The following is a 26,467-nucleotide window of genomic DNA, read 5'->3' as shown; positions in this document are numbered from 1 at the left end:
CGTGATCGACCGGGTCGCCATGCCGGCAAGGGCTTGAATTGACCATATTCAGGGTTGTTCGAGTGGTTATACATATTGCTCAAGTAGCGGCCGAAGTATCACCAAGAACGGCGATGCAGACATGCCGCGCACGCGAACCTATTTCCTAATTCACAGGGTGGCTAATGAACGCCGCCCACAGAGCAGCCTGTGCAAGCGTCCCGACTTCATTCATGTGGCAATTGCCGTGAGTGCGCCCGTCGTTGCCGATCATGTCGATGTCGGGGCCACGCCTGATATTATTTGGATTTGCATCGACTGCAGCGGCTTGGGCGCGTCGGATTGCGAGCCTGTTTTTTGGATGCAACTCATCGCACTTGGTGGCGAGAGCGACATAAAACGGAGCCTGATAGCCTGCAGATCGAAACTTGCTTACCAGCGTCGTGAGACTGGTCAAATATTGAGATTCGGTGGTGTCCTGCGAAGCGTCGGTTTCACCTTGCTCAAAGAGAAAGTGCGTTGGTGTGAGACCTCGTGCATGCAATTTGGTGATCAGATTTTCGACCCTGTCGAGATGGGTGGAAGCAAGGTCCGACACGGATGCTCCGCCAATCGCGATCGACACGATGATCGCGCGTTTGAATTTTCCGGATTGGACAAGAATATCTCCAAGCCGCGTTACGAACGAAGAGCCGCTGCCGTCAGCGCCAAGTAGAGGGTCGACTGCCGAAAAGCATTTTCCAGATTCCGGATCGAAATTGTCTACAGCTTCTGTCGCCGCATAGCGGCCCGTTCCATAGTTGGCTGCATTGCTTTGACCCAGTACCACGATAATGGCCGCGGAATCGTCGACCGGGGCGCAGGGTCTTTCCACACGATCTGGCAGAGTTGACGCCATCCGGGCCACGGGCCGGCTGAAAGCCACGATCGCCACGCACAGTAACCCGCTGGCAATCGCGACTGCCAACAGATAGTTAAATGCCCTCAATCGAACAACCTTCATCAAACGTTCGAGCGGTCCAGGGAAAGCCTGTTGCGGGTCGATGGACGACCGCCCGACTCCCGCGCGCGCGGCTCGGACTTTTCTTCAAAGAATTGCGTGGTGAACCCCTGCAGCGCAGGGGTGATTACGGGGCACTCTCGTGCAAAATTACGTCGAAGGATCCGGGTAGAAACGTTCGGAAATCTCGATCTCCTGATCGTGAATGCGCGTGTGCGCTTCACTGGGATCGCACAAATCGAACCGGGCAGGCCGCGCCGCCTCCGAGGTGTTTGTCTTCAGCTGCCTTGGGCGCCTGACTGAACGCCTGGTTACAGAACGCAGGACTGGTTAGCGTAGCTTTGTCCCGGCCGCTTCTTGAGGGTGATGATCATGCGGACGTTGGGAACGGATCCCACCAGCCGTGCGGTATGCCCGACATGTGCGCCCGGCGCCGCGGCGAAGGCCGATTCATCCGAGTTGAACTGGAACTCACCTGGACCCTGGCGCAGCGTGCTTCCGTCCGTGGTCTGGACTTCCCACTGCCCGGAAAGCGTAATCACCCATTGCGGTCCCGGGGCGTGGTGCCAGTCCCCGAACCATCCTGCCGGAAGCACGGAAAAGACGATGCTTTCGATATCTTCCGGAGCGATGCCCATCACGTAGGGGGCAGCAGGGGGTGCGAAGGTGTGCAACCGCAGACCTTTCAGCACACATTTCGTGACGTGAGTCTGCCCTTTGTCATCCGCCCACACGTTGGCGTAGCTGATTTCGTTGCGCGCAAGGGCCTGCTGAACTGTATCGTCAGGCGGAGCCGGCGCCGTGGAAATCACGGACGCCGGCTGCTGCGCGGCGATGGCCGGAGCCGATGTCTGTGCCCTTGCACCCGATGACAACACAAGCGCGGCCGCGAAAGCGGTGCTGATGATGATCTGTCTCATGAGGAAGTGTCCTGACGCCCATGGGGCCTGACCCGTTTTGAATGCGCCCAGCCGTCAGCGGCGCCGCCCCCTCAAAGCCGACAGGGTGTAGACCGCAGCGAACACAACAACGGCGACGACGACGGCCAAGGCGATGATTCTTTCCATGTCGACGTTGGATCACAGCCGATGAGCCTCGAGCAACCCGGCGCCTGTTTCGAAATGTTTCAAGACGCCGACGGGAAACCCGCGCTGCGCATCGCCGCAGCAAAGGGAGCAGGGCGCTGCCGCGCGTCGTCAACAGCCCCGGCAGATCGACCCTATCATCTTGTCGACCTTCATTTCTTCAGGATCGGTGGCAGGATTGGTGCCAAGCGCCGGCCCTTTCATGGGGCCATGGCCGTCGCCGGATGACGAAAGCGCCGTACCCGAAGAATTGGTGCCAGGCGCAGCGGCGCTGGCGCCAGAGGCGCCGCCAGTCACGGACATATGGTGCGATCCCCCCCGGGCCAACGCGGCGGTGGTCGGAACGCTAACGCAAAGGGCGACGCAAAGAACGGAAAGCTTTTTCATGCCGGGACTTCCTCGCACACGCGATCATAACCGACGGTTGATCGCCGACGCGTATGCATCATCTGATGCAGGTTCGTTCGCAACCCGTCGATACCGTTAAGTTGAAAATTTAATTCGGTGCGGCCGTCTCGTACTGCCGCGCTGCGGAATGGTCTTGCCCTGAATTAGCCGGAATATCGCGCGCACGCCGATCAAAAGGCGGCGAGCCGCATGATACCGAATTGTGGCTTCCGGAGGCCTTGGTTATCGTTGTTGAGCAGCGTTCGGCTGCCAAGGGAGAAACAAAATGAAAATTCTGTTTGCTGCCTCAACGATTACAGCCTTGCTCGCGATCAGCCCGGCATCAGCCGCGATGATGACCTGCACCAGCGACAACATCGCGAAGTCGATCGCCGCTACCGACACCATGCAGGGTAGTCCTGGAAAAAGGGCGATGATGAAGGAGTTGAGCAGCGCGAATACCGCCATGTCGAAGGGTGACATGCGCGCCGCGTGCAGGAACTACATCCGCGCCCAAAAAATGGGTTCGACCAGAAGCTGAAAGTCTTAGGGCGCCAAGCCCGCCGGTTCACGCCGGCGGGTTTCTCTTTGCTTGCTCCAGAGGGACTTCCGTCACCGCTCTTGGCGGAGCACGCGCGACGCCGAAACAGGTGCCGCGTAGCAGGCTGGAGTAAAGGCCGGCGAGAAAAAAGACGCGTCGTGGCTGTCCCTCAGTTGGCCGTGTGACCGATTGCCCAGACATAAGCGGCAACGGCGGCGACATCGCTGTCCGAAAGCGGCGCGCCGCCTTTCGGAGGCATGACCCCGGTATAGTTTCTGGGATGGGTCACGCCGGCGGTAATGATGTGGGCGATCGACGCCAGGCTGCCGTCGCTCTGCACCCAGATGCCGTTGTTGAGAGGAGGCCCGACGGAGGTGCCACCGGCATCCGAGCCGTGGCAGCCGCTGCAGGTCCCGTCGCTCGCCTCGCCATGGAAGATGCGATCGCCGAGGGCGACCTGGTCCCGCGTGGCGCCGGGCGGCAATGAGAGCGCCGCCGTCTGGCGGCCGGCATCCGGATGCATCCCTTCGGGCGGCAGAGGAGAATTGGGTGAAGCGGCGGCGACCGCGGGCTGGGGCGCCGACTCCAACTGAGCGATCGCGCCGCCCCGGTAGGTGACGCGCCAGATCCGCCCATGCACGTCGTCGGATATATAGAGTGCGCCGTCCGGCCCCATCGCCAATCCGGTCGGCCGGAACGCCGCCCGGCCAGGATCCTTGTGGGCGCCGGCAAAGCCGTCGGCGAAGACGATGTAGGGTCCGGACGCCTTGCCCTCGGCCATTGGCTGGAACACGACGTTATAGCCGCTTTGCGCCAGCGGCGCGCGGTTCCACGAGCCATGGAAGGCGACGAACGCTCCGCCGCGATAGGGCTCGGGAAACTGGGTGGCATTGTAGATCAGCAGGTCGTTCGGCGCCCAATGGCCGGGGAATGCCGCGACGGGCGGCAGTTTCTCGGCGCAGACTCCCGCCGTCTTGCCGCCGTCTCCGCCATACTCCGGCGCCAGCACCAGCTTCTTCTGATTCTGGTCGTAATAGCACTCGGGCCAACCGTAATCGCCGCCCTGGCGAAGCTGCACAATCTCTTCGGCCGGCAGCTCGACGCCTTGCTCGACGGTGTAGAGCTTGGGCCAGTTCTGCGAGAGCTGGTCGCGCCCGTGCTGGGTCACAAACAAACGGCCCGCGGCGTCGAACGCAAATCCTTCGCCATTGCGGATACCGGTGGCAAAGCGCCCGGCGGGCGAGAACGTCTGGCCCGTCTTGTTGGCATCATAGCGCCAGGTGCCCGCCCGCGTCTCCAACTCGGTGCAGGGCTGAATTCCCGGCGAGTTCGGCATACGGTTCTCGGACTGGCAGGCATTGGTCGCCGAGCCCATATCGACGAACAGATTCCCCTTGGCGTCGATCACGAACGGATGCATGGGATGGTCGCCGACGAGCGGCATGCCTGAAAGGATCGTTTCGGGCTTTCCACTCGGCGCGATCTCGCCCGCACTGAGCGCATAGCGCACGATCTTGTCGTTCACCTCGGCATAGATCGCATGGTTGTAAAAGGCGATCCCGGTGCCCCCGGCGGCACCGTCGGCCACGCTCTCGCCGAATCGCTTGACGATGTCGGCATGGCCGGTTCCCCCGCTATCCTTCAACGCCAGCAGAAATCCGCCTGATGGCGGAGTGTCGTTGTGATAATAGCGGCCGCTCCAGGTGTTTGCGTAGACGGTCCCGTCGGCGGTGACCACCATATGGCGAACATGCCCCAGATTGTCGGCAAAGACCGTCGCACAGAAGCCGGAGGACAGCGTAATGCCGGTGTCTCCGCCCGGGCAGGCGGCAGCGGGGGCAGCCTTGGCCGGCGCAGCCGCCGGCCAGGGCGAGGCTTCCGCCACCAGTACGATGGCGACGGCCATGGCCGAGATGGCCACGCTGCGGCCGTGATGGGTGAGGCGCGATTTCATAAGCTGGAAACTCCTTCCGACGAAACGGAAGTAGCCTCGCCAGTTATAATGCCGCAACAGAATGTTCTGCAGACACCGATCAAGATTTTCTGATGAGCTCGGCATCACGGATTGCCGATTCGAATACGGTTGATTTACCTTTTCTTTCGTCGCTCAAAAAGGTGCACAAGAGCTTCGACATCTTGATCCGTTGTTTTCGTTGCTTGTCTTTTTTCCGCCCCAACTTTGCCTTTTCGTTCGTCGTCTTCGCTTCAGCGCCATTCTCGTTCAACGAGCGGCTGCGCATGGAGCGCGGCATCTTAAAAAGTCGATCGCGATCTTTGCTGGGGTTCGGACACGGACGAGGGGCGGCAGGGTCGGGGGCTGTTCCTTGAGATTGTCGTTATCGGTCGCTCTAGTCGATCCGGCCAACTATCCTGAGGAAGCGCGAAGATGTTTCAATTACTTCTAAAAGCGCGTGTTAATAATTACTTCAAGGCGCGTTCGGCCGGCCGGGATGCCGAAACCGATCATGCTCGCGCCGCGTCTGTTTTTCGTTCGATAGAGGACGCGCTGAACGGCGCAAAAGCCGAGCAAGCAGGCCTGAAATCACGTATCGATGTCGTCCTGGCGCGAGCCGCAGTAACCATGGGCAATGACTCCGATGAGTATCTGACGCGGGATCCGGAGGACGATCATTGCCAGAGTTTGCTCAACACCGAGATCGCAAATGGGCAGCGGCGATTGAACGAACTGGGAGTGACCATCGGACATTTTCAGTTTTTGAGGACCGCGCTCATGACAAGGTTTCCCGACATCAAGCTTTCGACACAACAGGCCCCGCACGAAAGATAGAGGGTTGACTGCCGAAACTCGCGAGATCGCGCCGGCCGGCATCGGAGCCCATGCACTGCCAAGCGCGCAGCGGATTCTGACGTGACGCCTAATGTCGGAGCGATTGGATCACGGCGGGAAGAAGCTGCGCCGCTACGCGAGCATGTCCTGCCGGCGTTAGATGTAATCCATCCACTTGCCGATATTCGCTCCCACGCCCAAGTTCGCGCCCCGTTTGCGATGGAATGACTTTTATCCCTCGCGCGCGAAGGCGCGCCGATATGGCTGCCAACTCGGCGGTTTGATCCCCAAGGTTTTTCCTTCGTGCGTTAAATGTTCCGCCGCTCGTATCCAGGATTACCACCTTGGTCCCATCAGGGACGGCTGAGCCGAGCCGGGCCAGCATCCCTTCATTTGTGTCGCCTGAAATGCCGGCGTTTGTAACATTGACGTTGTAACCTTTCGCCGCAAGCATCCGCTCCAACTGGGCCGGAAAAGCTTCCGAGCTGCTGACACCGCGGCCTGCGACGTTACTCGCCCCCAAGGCAACGATCTGGGCATTCGCCGTGCCGGTAACGCCGAGCACGACCGCAAAAAGCCACCCAGCGAAGAATAACCTGCCGTTTGAAATCATATTCAGCTCCATAAATAATAATTCCAACCCTAGCGTGTACGAAGATGATGTAAAGCTCGCTGCCCGGTCTATAAACCGGCAAGGCCGACGTCCCGATTGACGGGCCCCCGCCAGTATTCGAGCCAAGCTACGGTTTGCGGCGCCAGGGCATGGCGCATCAAAAGCCCCGACGCTTTCGGGGGCAAATCACGCCATGGGTTGGGCGGGAAACAGAATCCACACCGCTGCCCGATCGGGGCTGTGGACAGGCAGATTGCAGACACGGGCCGTTTTGGGAAAACGGCAAATTCAAGTTGTGCCTGATTTTATCGTGAGCGCGGAGGGACTCGAGGAGCGCCGATCGGGATCCGCTGGCGGGGCTAGGCGACCTTCCGCTGATCCTCGAGCTGAAACTCCAGCTCTTCAATTATCTGGGCCAGCCGCTCGATTGTAAGGGGGTCTGTGGGCTCCAAGGCGAGCCTGCGGGCCTGCTCCAGCTTTCGTTCCAGTACTACGCGCCTCATGCGTGTCATCTTGGTGCTCCTATTTGCCCGGAGTTCTCTAAAATGTGCATCGATACGCTAACGATTCGTTAAGGCGCGACGCGCGTTTCGGAAGAAAAGATCATCGGGATTTTGAAGGAGCACCGAGGCGTCGGCCCAACAGCCGATATGGGCCCGCTGGCGCCGGCTGTAGTGCAACCCGGCGCTGCAGGATTCAAATTACGGCGCGGCCTCCAGCTTCCAGGCGGCCTTTCGAGGGCATCATCGGTAGCGCTGCGCAAATGAGGAACCGGATCCGGCCCGGCTGACGGTCATAATTGGTCCGCAATACTCGTGGAACGACGATCCATGGGTATTGCGTATGTGTCGAGTGAGCGAAAGATTTCGGCGTTCGCCGCGGCAGCGCTGCTGCTGTCGAGCCTCTCGCTTGGCGGGTGCGCGACTTCCACGGCCGGCTCATCACTGATGGACGCGCGGGCTGAGACGCCGGCGCCTCCGAAAGCAAGCGGCTATCTCCCGGTAGAAGATTTGCCGAAGCACGATAAGCCCGCCATGACCCTCGACGAACGCTTGAAGCTTCAAAAAGAACTGATCGCCGTGCGCGATCGCCAGGCATCTGACGGTAAAGCCAAAACGGGCGCCGCGCGCGCTCAACCCAAGAAGCCCACCACGCCGACACAGTAAAGGGCGCGGGCGCGGGTCCGCGCGGCACGTGCCTGGCGGTTCCCGGAGTTTTCGTATGCATGTGTGAATTGCGACACATAACGCTCCCGCGAATCGGCTTACACTGCGAAGCGTTTCCTCCCTAGACTGACACCCGTCGCCAATGGCGGGTGCTTTTTTGAGAAATGCCGTCCGCGGCCGCGCGCGGCTGGCCAGCCCTGCGCTGGGGCCGATCGGCGGGCGCTCGGGAGGACTGCGCGACCGGATTGATCCAGCGATACCGGCGCGTAACTCGCCAACGTCGCATGACGTAGGGGTCGAGGATCGTTCGGTCATGGTGGCCCACATTTGCTCCGGCACGCCCTCTGAAGAGGTACCTCGCAAGAACAAAGGGAACTCGCATCAACCTAATTGACCGCAACAGCGGCTTGGATGAAGCTAAATGGCGTGTTTTAAATGCTGGAGGCTGCCATGTCTGCTTCCAATAACCACCACCCGCGTAGCCCCGCACGCCGCCACTTCATGGGTGCGTCCGCCGCGTTTGTCGCCAAAGTGGCTGGTATCGCAGCTCTCGCATCGATAGCCGTGCCGCCGAGTTCTCAAGCCGCACCCGGTAACGGTGGAGGTTGGGGTGGGGGTGCAGGCGGCGGCAAGGGTCACTGCTTCCTCAAGGGCACGCGCGTCCTGACTTCGCGTGGCGAGGCGCAGATTGAGGATCTTAGAATCGGCGATCCCGTCAAAACAATGCGTGGCGAGGATTTGCCGATAAAATGGATCGGGCGGAACACCTTTAGACGGAGTGGGGCTTCTTGGCCCAAGATGGTCGTGCCGATCCGCGTCTCGCGCTTCGCCATTGACGATCACACGCCTCACACCGACCTTTATCTCTCGCCTGGACACGCCCTTTTTATCGACGGCTTCCTCATGGAGGTGAGGGATCTCGTAAACGGGACCTCCATCGCGCCGGTTGTGCCCCCGGACGTGGAAACCATCGAATATTTCCAGATTCTGCTCAACACACAGGAAGTGATCTGGGCCGAGGGGGCTCCCGTCGAGACCTTCGCTGGGGGAAATCCTGACCTGTTCACCAACTTTGTCGAGTACAAGCGCCTCTACCCGGATGATCCTTGTTCGGCAGTTCCATTGGCCGCGCCGAACCTGAGTAGAGGGCGAGCGCACTTGTATGCCTTGCTCGGGCTCGGAGCGTCGTACTTCATCGACGTGCGTGATCCTCTTCAAGAGGCTTATGAGCAGTTCGCGGCGCGTGCCGAGGAACTCGCTCCATAATCCGCACAGCGCGAGTGATGCAACAAGGCCGCCCGTCGGCATCTGCCGGCGGGCGTTGCATTGTGCGTGCAGGTCGAGCGAAAGAACGGGCTGCTCCGTGGGACCAAGCAAAAGTGTTGCAGCGTCCCTTGCCGGATGACGTACTCACGACCGTCATGCGCGCCGCCGATAAGGAAGAAGATCGCCGCATGAGGTTCTCCGCTGAAACGGCCTTACGCTACCCCCGAGAAGGCCGCCCAGCGGTTCTCCGGCTTGAGCCAGCCCCGCCAGTGCGGCGATTGCGCGAGCCGTCCCCCACGAGGGGAATTGTCAAATAAGCAACTCAGGTGCCGGGAGGCCGCTCGCCCTGAAATTGGATGTTGCACTTTTCGCGATCGACGCTTGCTCAACGGCGACCATCTGCCATTCCTCAGCCGAGTGCTCGGCCTCCGGAAGTTTGGCGATGTAATTGCCGGCACTCATCAGGGTCATCAGCACTCGGCCACCAGGGAGCGCGACGGCGGGTGCTCGGCTCGCTCTGATTGCACCAACGGCGGGGTGCACCAGCATCCCCGCAGTTGCAGGCGCGCTCGCCTTCCCGCGGCTTATGGGGATGGTTCCAGCCGCAGTCCTCGCAGAGGAAGCATTTCATGGCCTGGCAGGCTTATCAGGACTTTTTGCCACGAATTCCGCCCGATTTAGCCATAAGAGTCTCCATTAAACCGATGGTGCCGACATCTCGGGGAGTCTGATGTCACGGCCTTGGACGGGAAAGAAAGGACCATCTTCCCATCGAAAGCGAGTTTCGCGCGAGGATCTCGAGATGGCGATCGCCGCTGCGGTCAAAAAGTCGGATCCGCAATGCGAACCTTTCGTTGGAGTCTTGATCGAGCATCATGCGCCGAGATCGCGTGGGGATACGAACTGGGCAATTAAGGGAATTCGGTTTGGAAGGGCCGCTCGCGACAAGTGCAGCGCAGCCTTGGTCGATGTCGTCGATAAAATGCAGGGCGCGTTTGAACTTCGTCAGGATCAGGATGGTAAGACCGGATGATTATCCCGCCGGTATCAGTCGGTGCTTCCGGACGAGGAGAGGTGAGGGCGCAGGGAGATTCCGTTTCTCTGTCGTCGCCTTCGGACACCGCGTCTTAAATTCAACGCGAGACGCCGCACTATTTGAGAAAAACTTGGCTTCTCATTGCGGGCTGCATCATCAATATGTCCGGATTTGATTTGCGACAGGCACAGGGAATGCCATCGAAGGACTATCCTGCCTGAATTTCTTTGCTGTCAGCGTCCACGACCTCGGGAGTCGCAGATGCTGGCTCGCCGCTCCCAGGGGTATGAAGTGGCAGAGTTAAAGCGTAACGCATCCGATCGGCGCGGTGGATACTCGTTCCTATGCCGGCGACTCCTCCGTCTAAACGAGTGTACGCCATGTTGCGCGAGAGTACTGGAGCGCCGGGACTCATGGCCAGCAAGGCAGCCTCCTCTTGGTCTGCTGCTCTAGCCTCGATTTCCCAATCCGCGTGAGAGAGCGGACCAGCGCGCCAAAGCGCATCAAGTATGGATCCCGCCAGGTCAGCCCGCACCAACTTGGCGGCCTTGGCAATGGCGGGCGGAATAAATCGATCATCTAAAGCGATGGGCGCGCCTGCCAGCAGGCGGAGACGCCGCATATACAAAACCTTTGCGTTTCTCCTCAGTTCGAGCTTTCGACATGCATCTTCACCGGGATGTAGGTATTCGAAGCGCAGCACGCGCATCTCAACATCCAGCCCCAGTGTTCGCCAAGCGCGGTGGACCTGCATCGTGGGCGTAAATGCTTCGACCAGCTTTGGTGCTGTTACGAAACTACCGAGACCACGCGCTCTCCTAAGCAGCCCGCGCTCAACCAATCCTTGCAAAGCGCGTCGAGCCGTCATGCGGCTTACTTGAAACCGGGATGCCACCGCGGCCTCGGAATGAAACGGTACCGTTCCGTCAGGCCATGCGACCGCTTCGGCGGCGAGGGAGGCTTCGATCTGAACGTAGGGCGGAGTATAGAGCGAACGATCAATCATTTATTTTCCTGCGCAGTCCCAAAACAGGTTGTATAACGCCTTATACATGTCTACGATCTGACGATACTTAACGATTGGAGGCCTGCAATGGATGCGTCGATGCTCGAAGAGACAATCCAGAATCCAAATCCATACCCAATAGTCGCGGATATTCTGTACGACGATATCTGGCAGCTTTGCCTGCAGGCTCGTGATCTTTCCTGGGATCCGGTCCGGGTGATCGACTGGGGCGCGCTAAAGACATATGCCGAAACCCTTCCCGAAGAAGTACGGCAGGCCGGCGCGGAGTGGTGGAGCCTTCGCGCGTGGATGGAGCATGGAGCCACTCCTTATGGTGCAGAGCGCTTTCGTGACGCCGTCTTTGAGCATCTTCCGTTCGAAATCAAGCAGCATGTCGTTAATTTCATTGCCGAAGAACTTCGGCATCACGAAGCGAGCTTCCGTGTCGCGGCCGCTCTTGGAGATTACCAGCCAATTCCAAAGAGCGACTATTTTCAGATGGTAATTCCCAAATTCCACGACGAGACGGACGAAAAAGCAATGCCCTTTTATGCGGGCATGGCTGTAAATACGTTGTTCGAGCAGCTTTCCGGCGAATTGCTCACCGCGCGCTACAAAAACGCGCGCCACCCTGCGATCAAAGAAGCATGTCGGTTGATTTTGCGCGATGAAGCTCGCCACATCCAGTTCGGTCGCATTTTGATGCGCCGTTTCTTTGAGACGTTGAGCGCAGATCAGAAACGAACGTTGGGGGCAAAATTCGCAAAAAAATTGCGTGGGAGCCTGCTGAACGGCGTTTATGCCGTCGTCAATCTTCCTGAGGACGAGCGCAAACGAAGCGCTCGCGCGAGGCAACTTGCGGCCGAATACGGTCTGGGAGCGACTTTCCCAGACGAGGAGGTCAGCATCATCGCCGCCTCCTTGGCCCAGATCCGCCGCGAAGTCGAACCTTACGCTGTTCCGATCCCTCGTATCCCCGAGATCGAAGGTCGCGAACCCGCCGTGACCGCGGCCGAATGACCTACACTTCGACCTGACTATTTGGATGAGATTCCAGCGAAATGCCAAATTGCCGCACAGCCTTAGAAGGCAAAGGGCCTTGCGGTAGGCATTGCTTGCTCACTGAAAAAAATGGAGGACTCATGTCTCGTATCACCGAGATTCACGGGGATGAAATGCGCGAGCAGGTCATCGACATCATCATCGACGCGCTGAATAACCAGGGGCGTCCGGATCTGACGCGGTCTTCAGTAAGAAGCATACCTCAACACAGGAGCGCGTTCATCGCTCTCCTCGATGATTGCCGACCTCTTCCAGTGATTTTGGAATTGAAGGACGATGTGCGTGAAGGTCGCTTCTGACCCTGCTTAAGCTACCCGTCGGCAGCTTGTATACGGGCGGGGGCGCCGGCGCGTGAAACGGTGGTGATTAGGTGGCCTTAGGACAAGCAATGATTTCGACCGAGCTACCTTACCTGTCGATCCGCAAGCCGGTGATCGGCGAGGCGATGGTCGTTTCATCGCAACCGCTGGCGTCTCAAGCAGGGATCCGTGTCCTTGAGCAAGGAGGCAATGCCGTCGACGCGGCGATCGCGGCGGCTGCGACTATCGCTGTCGTGGAGCCGACGAACAACAGCATTGGCGGGGATGCGTTCGCGCAAGTCTGGGATGGTGAACGGCTGCATGGAATCAACGCCAGTGGTCGTGCCCCGGCGTCAGTCGATGTCACCGCATTTCATGGTCTTCGAAAAATGCCGGAGCGAGGCTGGCAAAGCGTGACGGTTCCAGGCGCGATCTCCGCCTGGACGGCTCTTTCTTCGCGATTTGGCAGGCTTCCCTTCGCGCAACTCATGCGTTCGGCGATCAACTACGCTGAGACCGGGTTCTTCGTTTCTCCTGGTGTCGCGATCAAGTGGAGCGAACAAAGCGAAATCCTTCGTAGTCAGCCTGGCTTTGCGGCAACCTTCCTGCCTAATGGGGTAAGTCCACCCGTTGGAAGTCGTTTTCGTCAGCCCGAGTTGGCAGAGACTCTTGCCCGGATTGCCGAGAGCAACGGCGCTGACTTCTATCGCGGCGAGACCGCAAAGCGAATCGCGGCATTTGCTCGCGACTGCGGTGCAGACCTTAAATTCGAGGACTTGGCGACGCATGAGGCTGAGTGGGTCGAGCCGTTGAGCTCATCGTTTATGGGATCCCAAGCGTACGAACTGCCACCCAATGGGCAGGGCGTCGTTGCACTGTTTGCCCTCGCGATACTCGATCGGCTCAATCTTTCCGCGTACCCGGTGGATTCCGCTGGATCCATTCATCTGCAAGTGGAAGCGATCAAGGCAGCCTTCGCGGAAATGGGGCCGCGAATCGGTCAGTCTGCTGCCCCGCCGCCCGGCACTTCCTGGATCGATCAGTCTCTCGTCGCGAAGCATGCCGATGCAATCGGACGCAAGAAGGCCGGACCATTCGTGCACAAATTGGCTCCACTTGCGGGTACCGTGTATCTCGCCGCCGGGGATGCCGAAGGCATGATGGTATCCTTCATTCAGTCGAACTACATGGGATTCGGCTCGGGTATTGTCGTGCCTCACACGGGCGTGGCTCTGCAGAACCGAGGTGCTTGTTTCTCGACAAATCCGGAATCACTTACTTGCATTCGTCCGCGAAGTCGGCCGTTTCACACCATTCTTCCCGGGTTCCTTGCATCTCAGGACGGCGACCTCGTTGCATTCGGCTCGACTGGGGGCACCTTCCAGCCGCAAGGCCATGTCCAGATTGTTGCGCGGTTAATCGCTTACAAGCAGAACCCGCAGGCGATCGTGGATGCGCCGCGCTTTAAAATTGGCGAAGGCGGCAACGTCGTGCTTGAGCCTGGGTTCAGCGAGGACGTGCAGGGGGAGCTTGCGTCGTACGGGCACAGATTGACAGCTCAGAGCACCAGCAGCTGGGACTTCGGAGGGATGCAGATATTGCATCGTGCCGATGGAAGATACTTGGGAGGCGTCGATTCTCGGAGAGACAGTCACGTGGCGGTCGCGTGATGCTTGCCGTCCGGCACACAATCCACGGAAGCGATTTTGGGTGGCGCAGGCCGATTTTCGGAAGCTGCAGGGATGACTCCCGTCACTGCGAGTGCAACTAAAGCTATCCAGGAGCCGGGACTAGACCCTGGATTGAACGCGAGGTCGAAATGAGAATTGTGAAATTCGTATCAACGCTTGCAATGGCAACGGTGCTTTCGGCGGGCGCCGTTCGCGCGCAGGATGCTCCTTATCCATCAAGACCTGTTATGCTCGTCGTTCCGTTTGCGGCTGGCGGCGGGGTCGATATTGCGGGGCGGATAATAGCTGCGGCTCTCTCGAAGAAACTATCAGCAACGTTTGTCGTCGAAAACCGCCCGGGTGCTGGAGGCAGCGTTGCGTCCAATTTCGTGGCGCGCGCAGCGCCAGATGGTTACACACTTTTTGTCGGTGCACCCGGACCAATGACCGTTGCCCCGGCACTCTTTCCGGATGAGAAAGTGGATCCGATAACGCAATTCGACCCGATTATCCTGTTCGCCAATATGCCGGGGATCGTGGTGACACGAAATGAGCTGGGTGTCAGCAACATGAGGGAACTCGTGGCCCTGTCGAAGTCGCAGCCGGGCAAACTAACCATGGCGTCGGCTGGCAGCGGCAGCATCCTCCAGCTTATGGGAGAATATTTACAAGATCAGCTGGGATTTAAATGGACTCATGTTCCGTACAAAGGCAGCTCTCCGGCTCTCGCCGCTTTGATGGCCAAGCAAGTCGACGTGATGGTCGATGTCGTTCCGACAGCAGCACCCTACGTGCGGTCGAAGGATCTGAAGGCTATCGCCGTAACCATTCCCAACCGATCATCTCAGCTTCCGGATGTTCCGACGCTGAGCGAAGCTGGATATCAGGGCTTCAACATGGGGTCATGGATGGCACTCATGGCACCGAAAGGCACGCCCCCTGAGATCGTGACGAAGCTCAATCAGGTTCTCAATGACGCCTTGACGACCCAGGAAATGCAGGATCACTTGAAGACGATGGGCGCCGAGCCTGAAGGTGGCGCACCGCAGCGCGTTACGGAGCGTCTGCAGGAAGAGCTTCCGCGATGGAAAAAAATTGTCGAAACCGCTGGTTTGCGGAACTGACCGAGCGAAAGACGTCGGGGTAAAACCCACGCACTTTCCGCGGGCCGGTTGCGAACGTGCCGTTTTCGACCTTCACATCGTAAGATCGTAGTCGTTTCGCGCCCAGTGCTAATGCGTGGACGTCAAACCGCGGCAGCTCCCAGGAGATGGAAGCATACCAGCAGCACCAGGGCGGACAGCGCTGCCTGCAACAGACGATGGGCGGAACGCTCAATCGTAGCTAGTCTGCTTATCGATCTCGTGGACTGCCCAAGCGAGGGCGCTGAGATAGCCGCCAATGAGGAGCGCGACGACGCCAAGCCCGACGAGTACGTATACCATGGCCTCGAAGCAAGACAGAGCGGCGTGCGGTTGCCCCTGAGCCAACCGACTAACAAAACTAAAAAAGCGCATACTCGGACTCCGACCTCTGCAGTGAGGCCGGGAGCTATTCGTCAGAAACTGTGTTGAGAATCCCTGCAGCGCCGGGCGATTCCGCGGCAATCACGCGCAAAATACGTCTGAAGGTCCAAGTAGAAACCTTCGGAAATCTCGATCTCTCGATCGTGAATGTGAGTGAACACCTGACCAAGATCGCGCATGTCGAACCGTCGCGACGATGCCATCGGCGTCGACGCCGCAAGCAAATCATCGATCGCGTGCCCAAGCGCAACCAGAGCGGGCGCGCAACCTGAATTGTATTTTCGTTGCGTAGCGCACAGCGGTAACTGGCGGGGGAGACGGAAGCGCATCGCAAACAAAAAGACTGCCCGAAGGCGCCTCTCTCAGCATCAAGTGAGCGTGAGACGTGAAGCAGCTCACATTCGCGCGTCGCGGTTCGAGCCAAATTAGAATGCTGCAGACTTTTCTACGAACGGAACGGGAGGTTTCCCATGAAGCGTCAGATGATTTCCGCTTTCGTGACTGTGGCTCTAGTCGTCGCTGCGACTGCCATGCTGAGGTCTCCGTCGACCAAGCTGTCCGCCGGAACTGCTGCTATCCCATCGTTGCAGGAGCTCCATACCGCCGCCGGCGTAAGCAAGCTTCCAAACCAGGAAATTGAGGATCAGGCATTGATCTTTCCAGGCGTGGCGAAGCGCTAGAAGCGGGAGACTGTCGACTTGGTCCGCCGCGATCCTTGAGTTGCGGCGGCATATTTAACCGCGGGGAGTGCCAACCTACCGCAACAATTGTTTTTCTCCAGGAGAGTGTAAAGGGCCCCAACGCGCCCGTTGGAGCTACAATCCGAATTTTTCTTTGAACCTTTGCTCGCTTGTGCCGACACAACCTTGCTGGGGGATTTTGAGCGCCTGGCCATGGAAATACCAACGCCACCACGCGATCATATTCCGCTCGGTGGCGTTGTGCGTCGCGGGGCCGGACGCTCGGACGGGTCGCGGCCCAGTTTGGACTGCAATTCAACCAGATCGGTGAACACGTCGGCCTGACGCCGCAACTCGTCGGCGATCATCGGCGGGTGGCTCGAAATCGTCGAGACCACGGTAACCCGGACGCCGCGGCGCTGCACCGCTTCGACCAGCGAGCGGAAATTTCCGTCGCCGGAAAACAGCACGATCTGATCAGCGTGCTCGGCCATCTCCATCGCGCCGACCGCGAGTTCGACGCTCATGTTGCGCTTCAACCTGCGGCGACCGTTGCCATCGTCGAATTCTTTTGCTGGTTTCGCGACGACGGTAAAGCCGTTGTAGTCGAGCCAATCGATCAAGGGCCGGATGGACGAAAACTCCTGATCCTCGCTGATTGCGGTGAAGTAAAACGCGCGCACCAGGGTTCCATGGCTCTGGAATTCCTTGAGAAGGCGCTTGTAGTCGATGTCGAAGCCGAGCGTCTTGGCGGTCGCGTAGAGATTGGCGCCATCGATAAAGAGCGCGATCTTGTTTCCGCCTCTTGGCATAAGTCGGCCCTCCTGCACCGATGGAGACACCTAACGATACAGAACGAAACCGCGATTACGTCACTGTCAACGTTGACAGTGAGGGCAAGGACTCGCGGACTCAACCCCGGCGGGTTTTTCTTTGCCCCAAAGAGACGACCCCAGCACGGCGGCGCGCAAAGGGCGTCTTACTTCGGGCTATGCCGGTGCGGCCCAGCATGGTTCTGATTGTGAGCTAAATTCTGCTTTAGGGCGGGCCTATTTCGGGGTACCCAGCGCGAGGGGGGCGCATGTACATCCGGACCATGAGAGGTGAGGGCGCGGGGAATTCCGTTGGTCTGGCATCGCCTTCGGACCTCCGAATCCAACCCTAAACGCCGCCACCATTTGAGAGAATCTTGGCCGTGGCGTTTGTGCCGCCCGGGCCGGCCCCCGTTTGAGAAGGGCGAACACGATTTTCTGTCCCCGGTGCGTCCCCGGGTCCCGGGCCATCGGCGACCCTGACGCAAAAAATGGAGGTAATGCCTGATTTTATTCTCGAACCCTCGACCCCATGATTAAAAGTCAAAACCGGCCGATTTTCCGATCGATCGCTAAGTTGCTTGGCCGCTCATCCTCGACGGTGAGCCGTTAGCGCGAAGTCTATGCAACCTCGAAGGCGTAATTGGTCAACTTTATCCGGCGACGCTTTTGGCAAGGCTTGTTACCCTCGAACTGAGAGGGCAATGCCGATGGCTCCGCAACCCCGCCCACCGCGTCAACCGAGAAAGCTGATTGCCATCGCAGCCGGAGCCATTATTGTCTGCGAAGCCGAAGCTGTTCCACAGGCAAGAATGTGGGCTCATTATGATTAGGGCGATACTCTTTGCCGTAATAGTACTTCTGTCTGAAATGACCGCCGCTGCTGCAGCGCCGCTTCGCATTGTCGCGATTGGCGCCAGCAATACGCAAGGCTGGTACGTGGGCAAACAGGGCGCCTATCCGGCCAAGTTACAGGCCTTACTGAAAGCCAAGGGGATCGATGCACAAGTCATCAACGCGGGCGTGCCATTCGACACCACCGCAGGCATGCTCACGCGTATTGATAGCGATGTACCGACCGGAACCGACATCGTGATTTTGCAGCCGGGGGCCAATGACCGGCGTTTCCTCGGGACGAAGGAACAGCGCGCCGCCAACATTGCGGCGATGGAGCGCCGGTTGCGAAATCGTTCGATCAAAGTGATCGTCTACGACGAGGAGATCCCCCTTCGCTACTACACCTTCGACTCCATCCACCTCACGGGCGAAGGCCACGCAATGATTGCTGCTGCCTTACTACCCCGGATCATGGCAACCATCAGCCGGCGGCCCTAACGGTGTCGGAACAAAGCCTTTATTGGAAAGGCCGAGCAGCGTTGCCATCCTCGTAGATATAGATTCACGAAATTACCTTAACTGAAACTGTCATCGGGCGGCTACGGCGCAGCGCCACTTCTTCGCGTCACACCGCGGGACCCCAACACATAGTTGCTCAAGTCCCTTTCGTGCGCCGCGATGACCGAGAAATGATCTTCGCCGCCTGTGGGGTGAAAATTCACCGAGCGGCGGACGTTAGAGGAAACTTGCGACGCGCCTACCGGATCGAGCGTCACCACCAGTTGGACCGGAACACCCGCTTGGCCGAGTTCCGCCGCCATCTCGACAGCGGCACCGCCACCGAGCGAGTGACCGACGATCATGATCGAACGAAGCCGGCCGTCCCTGTATTGCTGGATCGCCTCCTGCGCGAGCGCCGGGCCAGTCGCCATAATTTCGGACCGTCGTCGGAATGCCACGCCGTGCCATCCTGCTGCCGAATTCGCTGAGCCCCCGGCGAATTATTGCCCAGACCGAGCAACACATAAAGGTGCGAGCCTCCCCGTGATTGTGAACCGGTGCGAGCACCGGATCGGCCGTAGCCGGGATCGGGCCGGGCAAGAATTGCGCACAGGACGAGCGCCAAGCCCGTCGTTACAACGCGCCACGACGACATATGAACCGATCCTTCCCAACGAATTCCGAAAAGGCCTGAATCGATTTTCTAAGATTATGTTGCCGAAATAGCACGTCGCGGGAACTCGGGTCAGCGACACCGCGCGTCCGCAGGTCAGTTGGCCTTGACGACCGCCCCGACCTCACGAGCAATTTCGGCCTGAACGCGAGTACTTTTGTCGATATTGATATGGGAAACAGTCGAGTCTTCCTTCACATCGATATTAGATAACCTGCCCTGGAAACCAGTTCCGGCCGTGATCGGAGCTCCCCAACCAGTAGATTGGTAATAGTTGATCGCCCGCATGACGTTGCTTGGAATGGGATTCTGCCTGTATGGAGCGAGCGTGACCAATAGCGCAACGGGCACATTTTTCGCTTCAAGTACTCGAGCCATATCAATGACGTTGTTGGCTCCCTGCGAGTGGCCCACCAGTACAAGCGCGTCGGTCTTGCCCTCGGCGCGCTCGCGCAGGATATCGTCTGCGGCTGTTCTCCAATACAGATGACCAGCTACCTCCGCCCGGATGCCCTTGGCTTTGAGCGCGTCGGCGATCTCGTCCAGACCAGTAGAAAATACGCCGAACCAACCCCGCAATAAAATGACACGCGCCTCAGCACGGGCGGGATTGCAATAGAGGAGGGCGATGATTGCGACCACTCCTACCCACAAGCTGCCGACATCATTACGGTCGTTCTGCACAGGCCTCCTCCCCAGCGCCATCACCAAGGGATCATCGACTTTATTGCTCGAAATCCAGTTACCTGCAATCCTAAAGCTCTTATGATGAGCTTTGCATTACTCGCTCTCATTGCCTGCGTCGGGATTTCGTGCATCCCACTTTATCTCTTGGGCCGTGGAGTATACGCCCGAGCGCGAGAATACTTCGTTGCATCCGAGCACACGCCCCCCGGCGTCGTACGGAACAGTTTGATCGCCTATTCTCTACAGATTGCGACCTTCGGCCAGTTATTTAGCTGGGGTGCCAAGGGCGAATTCTGGCCAGCCATGATCTTCTCGGCGATGTTCGGAGCGGGTCTGTATTTGATCCAGAGGCTGCGACTGCCAATGCGCGCCTTTATGAGCCAGGCACTCGAACGCGATCGGTCAGTCACCGTCCCAGGCTTCATCGCACGGCAACACGGCAACGATGCGCGCGTGCAGTTGATCGCGGCGATGCTGAGTGTTTGCGCTTTTGCGGGCTTGATCGCCAGCGCAGCGATCGGCGCCGCGACATTGGTAAAGCCGATCCTGCCGGGCGGCCTAAACACCACGTTCCCCATTGCATGTGGTCTTTTAGGCTTGATGCTGCTGTACACAATACCGGCCGGGAATTCCGGGGCCATGCGTTCGGCGCAGGCGCAACTTGGAATTCTGTATTTTGGATTGATCGGATCGACCCTCATTGTTTTGTACATGCTGATTTCGTCGGCTGGACAAATGCCGCCACAGGGAACGTTCGCAGTGACCGTCCTTGCGGCGTGCTGCGCAATCGTGCTGATCTATCGACGATCGCGATACATCGACACTAGTCCGATCGGAAGTCCGGTCTCCGGCGAAACCACTGATATCGAACCACTCGGCGCCCGCCTGTTTCGCAGGTTTTCGAGGATCGTCAATGAACTCATAGCGGTCCTGGCAGCGACCACGCTCGTTATCGCTCTAATTGGTCTGTATGCCCAAGGCGTTCCAGCCGTGATCACCGAGAGCGTCTCCGCCTTGCGGGCTGAGACGCAGACATCGATTTCGGGCCTATTAGCTCTGGTCCTACTGCCGATCTTCTATCCGATTGTCGACACGACGAACTGGCTCAGAATAACAGCGCTGGAGATTGATCCGCATTCTGGTCGCGTAGACACCGGCCGAACCCCGGAGACATTTGCACGAGTACTAGCGATGTACGCTAGCGCCAGCGCCCTGGTGTGGCTGCTCATATGCATGTTCGGAACGATCGCAGTACTCGCGACCAACACGCCGGGCGGCGCCGACGTCCTGCGATCTTTCATTGTGCGGCTTGCTTCGCAGCGGAACGACCTGGCGGATGTGGCCTCATGGCTCTTGCTCGTAAGCGTGATTGCGATGGCTGTGTTGACGGGCAGTGCGATGTTTTCCGCAATTTTAGCAACTATTCGGTACGACATTATCCCAGCTGTCTGGTCAAGCTTGGCGCCGGAACGGGCGCAGCCGTCCAATGAGGCTCTCGCGAGGAGGCGCGCCATAATCGCAGGCAGCAGTCTCTGCGTGGTCATGCTGATCGCTTTGTTCGTGCTAAATGACGATCCCGGCCTGAGCTTCGCCAGCGGTTGGTTTCTTAACCTGCAGCTCGCGTGTCTTTGTGTACAGTTAGCATTCGGTCCGCTCGTATTAGCCCCCCTAATAAGCGGAAATTCCGCCGCTATCAGCCCAGCTTGGGCAATCGCAGTGATCGGTGCAGGCGTTGCTGCGGGGCAGGGCGTGATCATCGTCAGTTTGCAACCCGAACACACAGCTTGGGTGTGGTCCGCGATTCCGGCTTGCCTTGGATCGGGCTTATCGCTTTACGCGGTTGCGCGGCTCTGGACGAGCAAGACGGCACCAGGAGCATAGACCGAGTCACTTCCGAGCCGACCGCGCAGCCGCCGACGCGATGGTCCTCGCTTTGCAGTCGCGCCGGTCACGGCAAACACACTAATCTCTGTTATCGCCTACCGGAGAACGCGCGGCTTCCGCTCTGGGTCCAGGCTGTGTGAAAACTCTTCCCATGCCATGATCCCCTACTGAATCGACGGGGGATTTGATGCCAGGCTTTGTGGCGGGACTGGATCGCGGGCAGGCGACGTTGCTGCCAGAATGCCTTGAGGATTGGGTCGACGAGAGCAATCCTGTTCGGGCGGTCGATGTGTTCGTCGATGCGCTGGAACTCCGCGACCTCGGGTTTGACGGCGTCGATCCGGCAGCGACCGGTCGGCCTGCGTATCATCCTTCGGCGATGCTCAAGCTTTACATCTACGGCTATCTGAACCGGGTCCAATCGAGCCGGCGGCTGGAGCGTGAGGCTGGCCGCAATGTTGAGGTGATGTGGCTGACCGGGCGGCTCGTTCCGGATCACAAAACCATCGCCGACTTCCGCAAGGACAATGGCCCCGCGATTAAGAAGGTTTGCGCGCGATTCGTCGCCTTGTGCCGAAAGATCGGCCTGCTGGCGAAGGCCAGCGTTGCCATCGACGGCAGCAAGTTCAAGGCCGTGAACAGTCGTGACAACAACTTCACGCAGGGCAAGATCCAACGCCGCCAGAAGCAGATCGAAGAGAGCGTGGCACGCTACATGAGCCAACTCGATACCGCCGACCGCCAGACTGCCGCAGGAGAAGAGCCGTCGGAAACAGTGCTGCTTACCAAGACACGGCTTAAGGAAAAGCTGGCGAAGCTCGACGAAGAAGTGAAACGGCTGGCCGCGATTGAAAAGACATTGCTCGCTTCGCCCGATAAGCAGATATCGCTGACCGATCCCGATTGCCGCTCGATGGCAACGAGCGGGCGCGGCTCAGGCATGGTTGCCTATAACGTGCAAAGTGCGGTCGACATTACGAACCATCTGATCGTCGCGCATGAGGTCACCAACGTCGGCACCGATAGATCGCAACTGGCGACGATGGCGCAGGCGGCGAAAGCCGCGCTGCGCAGCGATAACTTGGAAGTCGTTGCGGATCGGGGCTATTTTAAAGGGGAGGAAATCCTGGCCTGCGAACAGGCCGGCGTCGCAGTCACGCTGCCCAAGCCGCAAACCTCTGGCGCCAAGTCGGCAGGCCGTTTTGGGAAACCTGATTTTGTTTATTTGGCCAAGGACGATGTCTATCGCTGCCCGGCCGGCGAGACGCTGGCGCACCACTTCACCGCTGATGAAGATGGCCAGAAAATGCTGATTTACTTGACGAAGGCGTGCCGCACATGCCCGCTCAAGGATCGGTGCACAACGGCCAACGAGCGCCGCATCAAACGATGGGAACACGAACACGTCGTCGAAGCCGCGCAGACGCGGCTCGATCAGAACCCGCAAGCCATGCGTGTGCGCCGCGAAACCGTCGAGCATCCGTTCGCCACGCTGAAGATGCGGATGGGGGCGACGCACTTTCTGATGAAGACGCTGCCGAAGGTGGCGACTGAGATGGCGCTGCACGTGCTCGCCTACAACCTCACGCGCGTGATGAATATCGTCGGTATCAAACCGTTCCTCGCGGCGATCCGGGCATGAGGAGTGTTGTGTTGTACGCGCTTTGTGACCCTTCATCTCGCTCAGCGCGGCCCCCAGGTCGACTCCAGGCTCGATACAGCAAAAATAGACTCAGACGGCCGCGTCGAGGCCCATCGCGCTCGGTTGCGTGGGAAACGAAAACGTTTCCACACGGCCTGGGTCAAACTCGGAAGTGGTGAGCCATTCACGGAGAGTCCGCTCTACCCCGATGAACGGACATCTTCAGTTCGACCGGGGCGCATCGAGGAATATTGGCAGGCAGCTAGGTCGAGCCGTGGATATACCGGGTCTGCATCCGAGCGAACGGGAAGCCGGCCAGTTGCTCCGATGGCGCCAGCGACTCATGCCGCGACCGGACGGCTTCCGGCTTCATCGATCGCGCACGAATTTACTCTAGCTTTCCTTCCGTGACGGATCGAACACGCGCTCGACATGTCGGTTTAGAGCCTCATCACGCCGATCCGAGCAAACATCCTAACGAGAGCGGCGACTGCGCTCACCGGTACCGCAAGCTTTTTGTGCTCTTGGCGAAGGGGACAGAGATCGCGAAATATTTGACCGCTGTCGTTGCTACATCTGCCGCGCTCGATTCGGTTTTCCGTTCGATCGCAAGGCACGAACGCACGAAGCGCTTTGTCGCAGGTCCGAGGTAAGTTCGAAGATCGCGGGATGGGAACCGAATCCGGCTAACCTGAAGAAGGCTCGGGCTGAGCGTCTGAAGATCGAAAAGGACGAACCGCCGGTACGCCGGCTCGTCGATCTACAGGCCCAAAATGAAGAAGCGCGCAGCCGGGGAATTACAGATGATAATCTGGTGCCTTTGAGCCGTTTGCAGAGAACTTTTGGTTACGTGTTCACCTTTGGTATGGGGCAGGGACCGCCACGATCAGCGGTGCTGGTAGATCGAGGGCCATTTTCGAAGAATTGCAGGAGCTGCGAAATGGATATGGTGACCAGTTCGGCATGGACGGAGCCGGAGGTGGGCAAGTTCGGGGACGCAGCGGTTTTCTAGCCGCTCGGCGACGTGCAACGCGATACGTATTCTGATCATGCGCGATTTAGCTCCGGTGCATCACCGAGACTTTGCTGCCCGGAACCGCTAACGATCCTGCCTGCATCGCACCCAGCGCGTCCCATTTCGACCGCCGTGGCATTGCAAAGCGACTGTTGGGCCATCCACAAGAGCCAGCCGAGCGACCTTCGCGTTCTTGACCTTCCTCATCACCCCCTCCGACCCCGAAATCGAACCCTCTGCGATCACGGGACCTGCCTCGGGGACCACGGTCAGCCAATAGTAGACAGTCTCGACGTTTTGGCCGTCGATGATTATCATCCCGTCACCGCTAAGTTCTTGTGTCGCCATAAGTCACCGTCAAAATCAACGCCCGGTCCTGGGCATCAGTTCCACAACCCGCGTCAATTCTGAGCCGTCGGCGCAGCCGTGGCGCCTGTGATTTTTGGCGGCGTTGAAAAGCCAACTTCAATCCAGCGCGGCCAACCTGACTTTTTCGTCAAGCGCGCCCGCCGCCGTCGTCGTCCTGCTGCGGATCCGTCGGCTGATGGGAAAGTTTGACCTGGGGACGTGCCGGCGAGGAGTTCGAGCAAGCGAGCGGAGATGACGCGCACGCCGCGGCGGGATCCCGGTCGGGCGTCGATCTGCCCGATGGCCGCTCGAGTCGATCCGATGCCGTGCCGGCGCCTAACAAAATGCCAGTTGAGATCTCCGCCGCCGATTTGCTTTTCCCATCCATCGGACTCCTCGATACGTAATTGGGGAACTCGGTTGAGACCGCGTGGGACAAGTCGCTTGCTTTACTCGCGAGGTACGGCGTCTCAGCGGTCGAACTCAAAGAAAATTAGGGAACGTTCAGACCTCAGTCCGGTTGGCCTAGATCACTCCCACCATCAAGAGGTTTCCAATGTACCATCACGTTAAAAAGCTTATGTTTACTGTGCGTGTCGATGAACCGGATCCTCGATTTGGCAATATGTTGCTCGAGCAATTCGGCGGGGCGAATGGCGAACTAGCCGCCGCGATGCAGTATTCAATTCAAGGACTCAACTGCGAAGATCCAGACCGCAAAGATCTTCTCATGGATATCGGCACGGAAGAACTCAGCCATCTTGAGGTTGTTGGCTCCCTGGCACGACTACATTTAAAACCATCAAAGTTCGATCGCGAGGCAGCGGAAGCTGATCCCTTGATCGCAATCGCCGGCGGCGGCGGCGTCAATCTGTTCAATTCGCAAGGAAACGCCTGGACGGCCGATTATCTTAAAATAACCGGCGAACTCGATGTTGATCTGCGGAGCAATATCGCGGCCGAAGCCCGCGCCAAAATCGTCTATGAGCGGCTCATCAATTTCTGCGACGATGCTGGCACCAAGGACGCCCTGCAGTTCCTGATGACACGGGAAATCACCCATATGAAGGCATTCTTGCTTGCGCTCGAAAGCATGGGCAAGCCCGCGTTCAGTATCGGTCGCATCGCGCCCACACCCGGTCTCGTAAACCAGTTTTTCAACGATTCCACTGGCACCGGCGATCATGGTGAAATCGACACTCGCGGTCCCTGGAATCAGGGTGACGATTGGGTTTTCACGGCGTCGCCGGCGCTTCAAAATTCCGAACCGAGCGGAGCGCCTTCTATCGTCGCCGAGAGTTCGCCGCCGGACGCCCCGATGGGCTTCGACGAACTACTGATCGATCAGTTGCGCGACATCTTGCATGCCGAGAAACAGTTGACGAAGGCGCTGCCCAAGATGGCGGAGGCCGCACGCTACGACCAGCTACGGGAACTCTTCGAAATCCATCTCGCAGAGACCGAATCCCAGGTCGAGCGTCTCAACGAATGCTTTGAGTTGCTTGGGAAAACACCTCGCGCGAAGGTCTGCAAGGGGATGCAGGGCCTCGTCGCAGAGGACCAGGAAGTGATGGAGGAATATGTCAAAAAGGACGATGCGGCCTCCGATCTTGCACTCATCGGAGCTGCGCAGCGGGTGGAGCATTACGAGATCTCGGGTTACACCACCGCCCGCAATCTTGCTCAGCAGTTGCGTCACACTGCGGTCGTTGCGCTGCTCTCGAAGTCCTTGGGGGAAGAAGAGAATGCGGATCAGTTGCTCAATCAGGTCGCGCGTTCGCTGATGTCGGTCGCCAAAATGCCCGAAGTCATCGAACAGACCGCTTTCGAGGCTGACCCAGCCGCCGAATAGCTCACCTCGCGCCGAGTCTTGAAAAAACGGTCCCGCATAGGGACCGCTTTTCCTTCGTCCCGGCGTTGACCTCAGGGCCGAGGTCTTGCTGCCCTTGCTGGCTCACTGCTGA

Annotated in this window: 24 protein-coding genes; 15 read left to right on the top strand and 9 right to left on the bottom strand. The window is 58.8% G+C overall.

All coding sequences use genetic code 11. The features are described from left to right. Nucleotides 1–145: 145 nt before the first annotated feature. Together B5527_RS21155 and B5527_RS21150 are read right to left on the bottom strand one after the other, a co-directional pair. Nucleotides 146–982, bottom strand: coding sequence for a sialate O-acetylesterase (locus B5527_RS21155; RefSeq protein WP_154072425.1), 837 nt, complete (start codon nt 980–982; stop codon nt 146–148). A gap of 308 nt (nt 983–1,290) precedes the next feature. Beyond that, nucleotides 1,291–1,899, bottom strand: coding sequence for a hypothetical protein (locus B5527_RS21150; protein WP_154072424.1), 609 nt, complete (start codon nt 1,897–1,899; stop codon nt 1,291–1,293). Nucleotides 1,900–2,737: 838 nt separating this feature from the next. On the opposite strand from B5527_RS21150, the gene B5527_RS21140 reads away from it, so the two are divergent. Continuing rightward, the gene (locus B5527_RS21140; RefSeq protein ID WP_079603254.1) at nt 2,738–2,992 is read left to right on the top strand and encodes a hypothetical protein; all 255 of its coding nucleotides are present in this window, start codon (nt 2,738–2,740) and stop codon (nt 2,990–2,992) included. A 169-nt stretch (nt 2,993–3,161) separates the two neighbouring features. On the opposite strand, the gene B5527_RS21135 is transcribed toward B5527_RS21140, so the two are convergent. Beyond that, nucleotides 3,162–4,946: a PQQ-dependent sugar dehydrogenase gene (locus B5527_RS21135; RefSeq protein WP_079603253.1), complete on the bottom strand. Its 1,785-nt coding sequence runs from the start codon at nt 4,944–4,946 to the stop codon at nt 3,162–3,164. Nucleotides 4,947–5,038: 92 nt separating this feature from the next. Here B5527_RS21135 and B5527_RS44300 point away from each other — a divergent pair, with 92 nt between their 5' ends. Together B5527_RS44300 and B5527_RS21125 are read left to right on the top strand one after the other, a co-directional pair. Beyond that, nucleotides 5,039–5,320 (top strand): hypothetical protein, encoded by a 282-nt coding sequence (locus tag B5527_RS44300; protein WP_154072423.1) that lies wholly within the window; start codon nt 5,039–5,041, stop codon nt 5,318–5,320. Nucleotides 5,321–5,378: 58 nt separating this feature from the next. After that, nucleotides 5,379–5,780 carry a hypothetical protein gene (locus B5527_RS21125; RefSeq protein WP_079603251.1) on the top strand — a complete coding sequence of 134 codons (402 nt, stop codon included), beginning with the start codon at nt 5,379–5,381 and terminating at the stop codon, nt 5,778–5,780. An 88-nt stretch (nt 5,781–5,868) separates the two neighbouring features. Here B5527_RS21125 and B5527_RS21120 read toward each other — a convergent pair whose 3' ends face one another. Then, on the bottom strand, nt 5,869–6,405 hold the full coding sequence (locus tag B5527_RS21120) for a GDSL-type esterase/lipase family protein (RefSeq protein WP_079603250.1): 537 nt from the start codon (nt 6,403–6,405) through the stop codon (nt 5,869–5,871). 803 nt (nt 6,406–7,208) lie between these two features. On the opposite strand from B5527_RS21120, the gene B5527_RS45925 reads away from it, so the two are divergent. Next, nucleotides 7,209–7,559, top strand: coding sequence for a hypothetical protein (locus tag B5527_RS45925; RefSeq protein WP_210199317.1), 351 nt, complete (start codon nt 7,209–7,211; stop codon nt 7,557–7,559). Nucleotides 7,560–8,009: 450 nt separating this feature from the next. Then, nucleotides 8,010–8,825 (top strand): Hint domain-containing protein, encoded by an 816-nt coding sequence (locus B5527_RS21110; RefSeq protein WP_079607409.1) that lies wholly within the window; start codon nt 8,010–8,012, stop codon nt 8,823–8,825. Between the two features lie 309 nt (nt 8,826–9,134). Here the strand turns inward: B5527_RS21110 and B5527_RS21105 are convergent, their stop codons facing one another. Then, nucleotides 9,135–9,296 (bottom strand): hypothetical protein, encoded by a 162-nt coding sequence (locus B5527_RS21105; RefSeq protein ID WP_154072422.1) that lies wholly within the window; start codon nt 9,294–9,296, stop codon nt 9,135–9,137. Nucleotides 9,297–9,627: 331 nt separating this feature from the next. Between B5527_RS21105 and B5527_RS21100 the strand changes: the two genes are divergently transcribed. Next, the gene (locus B5527_RS21100; RefSeq protein ID WP_079603247.1) at nt 9,628–9,858 is read left to right on the top strand and encodes a hypothetical protein; all 231 of its coding nucleotides are present in this window, start codon (nt 9,628–9,630) and stop codon (nt 9,856–9,858) included. Nucleotides 9,859–10,069: 211 nt separating this feature from the next. Here B5527_RS21100 and B5527_RS21095 read toward each other — a convergent pair whose 3' ends face one another. Further along, nucleotides 10,070–10,867 (bottom strand): GntR family transcriptional regulator, encoded by a 798-nt coding sequence (locus tag B5527_RS21095; protein WP_079603246.1) that lies wholly within the window; start codon nt 10,865–10,867, stop codon nt 10,070–10,072. Between the two features lie 87 nt (nt 10,868–10,954). Here B5527_RS21095 and B5527_RS21090 point away from each other — a divergent pair, with 87 nt between their 5' ends. The 5 genes from B5527_RS21090 to B5527_RS21060 all read left to right on the top strand — a co-directional run bounded on the left by B5527_RS21090 (nt 10,955) and on the right by B5527_RS21060 (nt 16,104). Further along, nucleotides 10,955–11,887 (top strand): diiron oxygenase, encoded by a 933-nt coding sequence (locus B5527_RS21090; RefSeq protein ID WP_079603245.1) that lies wholly within the window; start codon nt 10,955–10,957, stop codon nt 11,885–11,887. Between the two features lie 122 nt (nt 11,888–12,009). Continuing rightward, nucleotides 12,010–12,228 carry a hypothetical protein gene (locus tag B5527_RS21085; RefSeq protein ID WP_079603244.1) on the top strand — a complete coding sequence of 73 codons (219 nt, stop codon included), beginning with the start codon at nt 12,010–12,012 and terminating at the stop codon, nt 12,226–12,228. Between the two features lie 89 nt (nt 12,229–12,317). Beyond that, entirely contained in the window at nt 12,318–13,898 is a 1,581-nt protein-coding gene (locus B5527_RS21080; RefSeq protein ID WP_079603243.1) for a gamma-glutamyltransferase family protein, read from the top strand. A gap of 149 nt (nt 13,899–14,047) precedes the next feature. Then, complete coding sequence (locus B5527_RS21075; protein ID WP_079603242.1) at nt 14,048–15,022, top strand: Bug family tripartite tricarboxylate transporter substrate binding protein; 975 nt, start codon at nt 14,048–14,050, stop codon at nt 15,020–15,022. A gap of 872 nt (nt 15,023–15,894) precedes the next feature. Next, nucleotides 15,895–16,104: a hypothetical protein gene (locus B5527_RS21060; protein WP_079603239.1), complete on the top strand. Its 210-nt coding sequence runs from the start codon at nt 15,895–15,897 to the stop codon at nt 16,102–16,104. 239 nt (nt 16,105–16,343) lie between these two features. On the opposite strand, the gene B5527_RS21055 is transcribed toward B5527_RS21060, so the two are convergent. Further along, a complete protein-coding gene (locus tag B5527_RS21055; protein WP_079603238.1) occupies nt 16,344–16,916 on the bottom strand; it encodes an NYN domain-containing protein in 573 nt (190 codons plus the stop codon). Nucleotides 16,917–17,693: 777 nt separating this feature from the next. Here B5527_RS21055 and B5527_RS21050 point away from each other — a divergent pair. Beyond that, nucleotides 17,694–18,251 (top strand): SGNH/GDSL hydrolase family protein, encoded by a 558-nt coding sequence (locus B5527_RS21050; RefSeq protein WP_245332676.1) that lies wholly within the window; start codon nt 17,694–17,696, stop codon nt 18,249–18,251. 101 nt (nt 18,252–18,352) lie between these two features. On the opposite strand, the gene B5527_RS21045 is transcribed toward B5527_RS21050, so the two are convergent. Next, nucleotides 18,353–18,712, bottom strand: coding sequence for a lipase family protein (locus B5527_RS21045; protein ID WP_154072421.1), 360 nt, complete (start codon nt 18,710–18,712; stop codon nt 18,353–18,355). Between the two features lie 311 nt (nt 18,713–19,023). Next, nucleotides 19,024–19,611, bottom strand: a complete 588-nt coding sequence (locus B5527_RS21040) for a lipase (RefSeq protein WP_154072420.1) — start codon at nt 19,609–19,611, stop codon at nt 19,024–19,026. A 228-nt stretch (nt 19,612–19,839) separates the two neighbouring features. On the opposite strand from B5527_RS21040, the gene B5527_RS21035 reads away from it, so the two are divergent. The 3 genes from B5527_RS21035 (at nt 19,840) to B5527_RS21015 (ending at nt 26,355) form a co-directional block, all read left to right on the top strand. Beyond that, nucleotides 19,840–21,495, top strand: a complete 1,656-nt coding sequence (locus B5527_RS21035; protein WP_154072419.1) for a hypothetical protein — start codon at nt 19,840–19,842, stop codon at nt 21,493–21,495. Nucleotides 21,496–21,685: 190 nt separating this feature from the next. After that, nucleotides 21,686–23,140 carry an IS1182 family transposase gene (locus B5527_RS21030; protein ID WP_079603234.1) on the top strand — a complete coding sequence of 485 codons (1,455 nt, stop codon included), beginning with the start codon at nt 21,686–21,688 and terminating at the stop codon, nt 23,138–23,140. Between the two features lie 1,919 nt (nt 23,141–25,059). Beyond that, the gene (locus tag B5527_RS21015) at nt 25,060–26,355 is read left to right on the top strand and encodes a DUF892 family protein (protein ID WP_079603231.1); all 1,296 of its coding nucleotides are present in this window, start codon (nt 25,060–25,062) and stop codon (nt 26,353–26,355) included. Nucleotides 26,356–26,467: the final 112 nt, after the last annotated feature.

This window comes from Bradyrhizobium erythrophlei (assembly GCF_900129425.1).
In the GTDB taxonomy this organism is placed as follows: domain Bacteria; phylum Pseudomonadota; class Alphaproteobacteria; order Rhizobiales; family Xanthobacteraceae; genus Bradyrhizobium; species Bradyrhizobium erythrophlei_C.
Note: the sequence above shows the minus strand (reverse complement) of the source record. Positions and strands in the feature narration are given on the sequence as shown.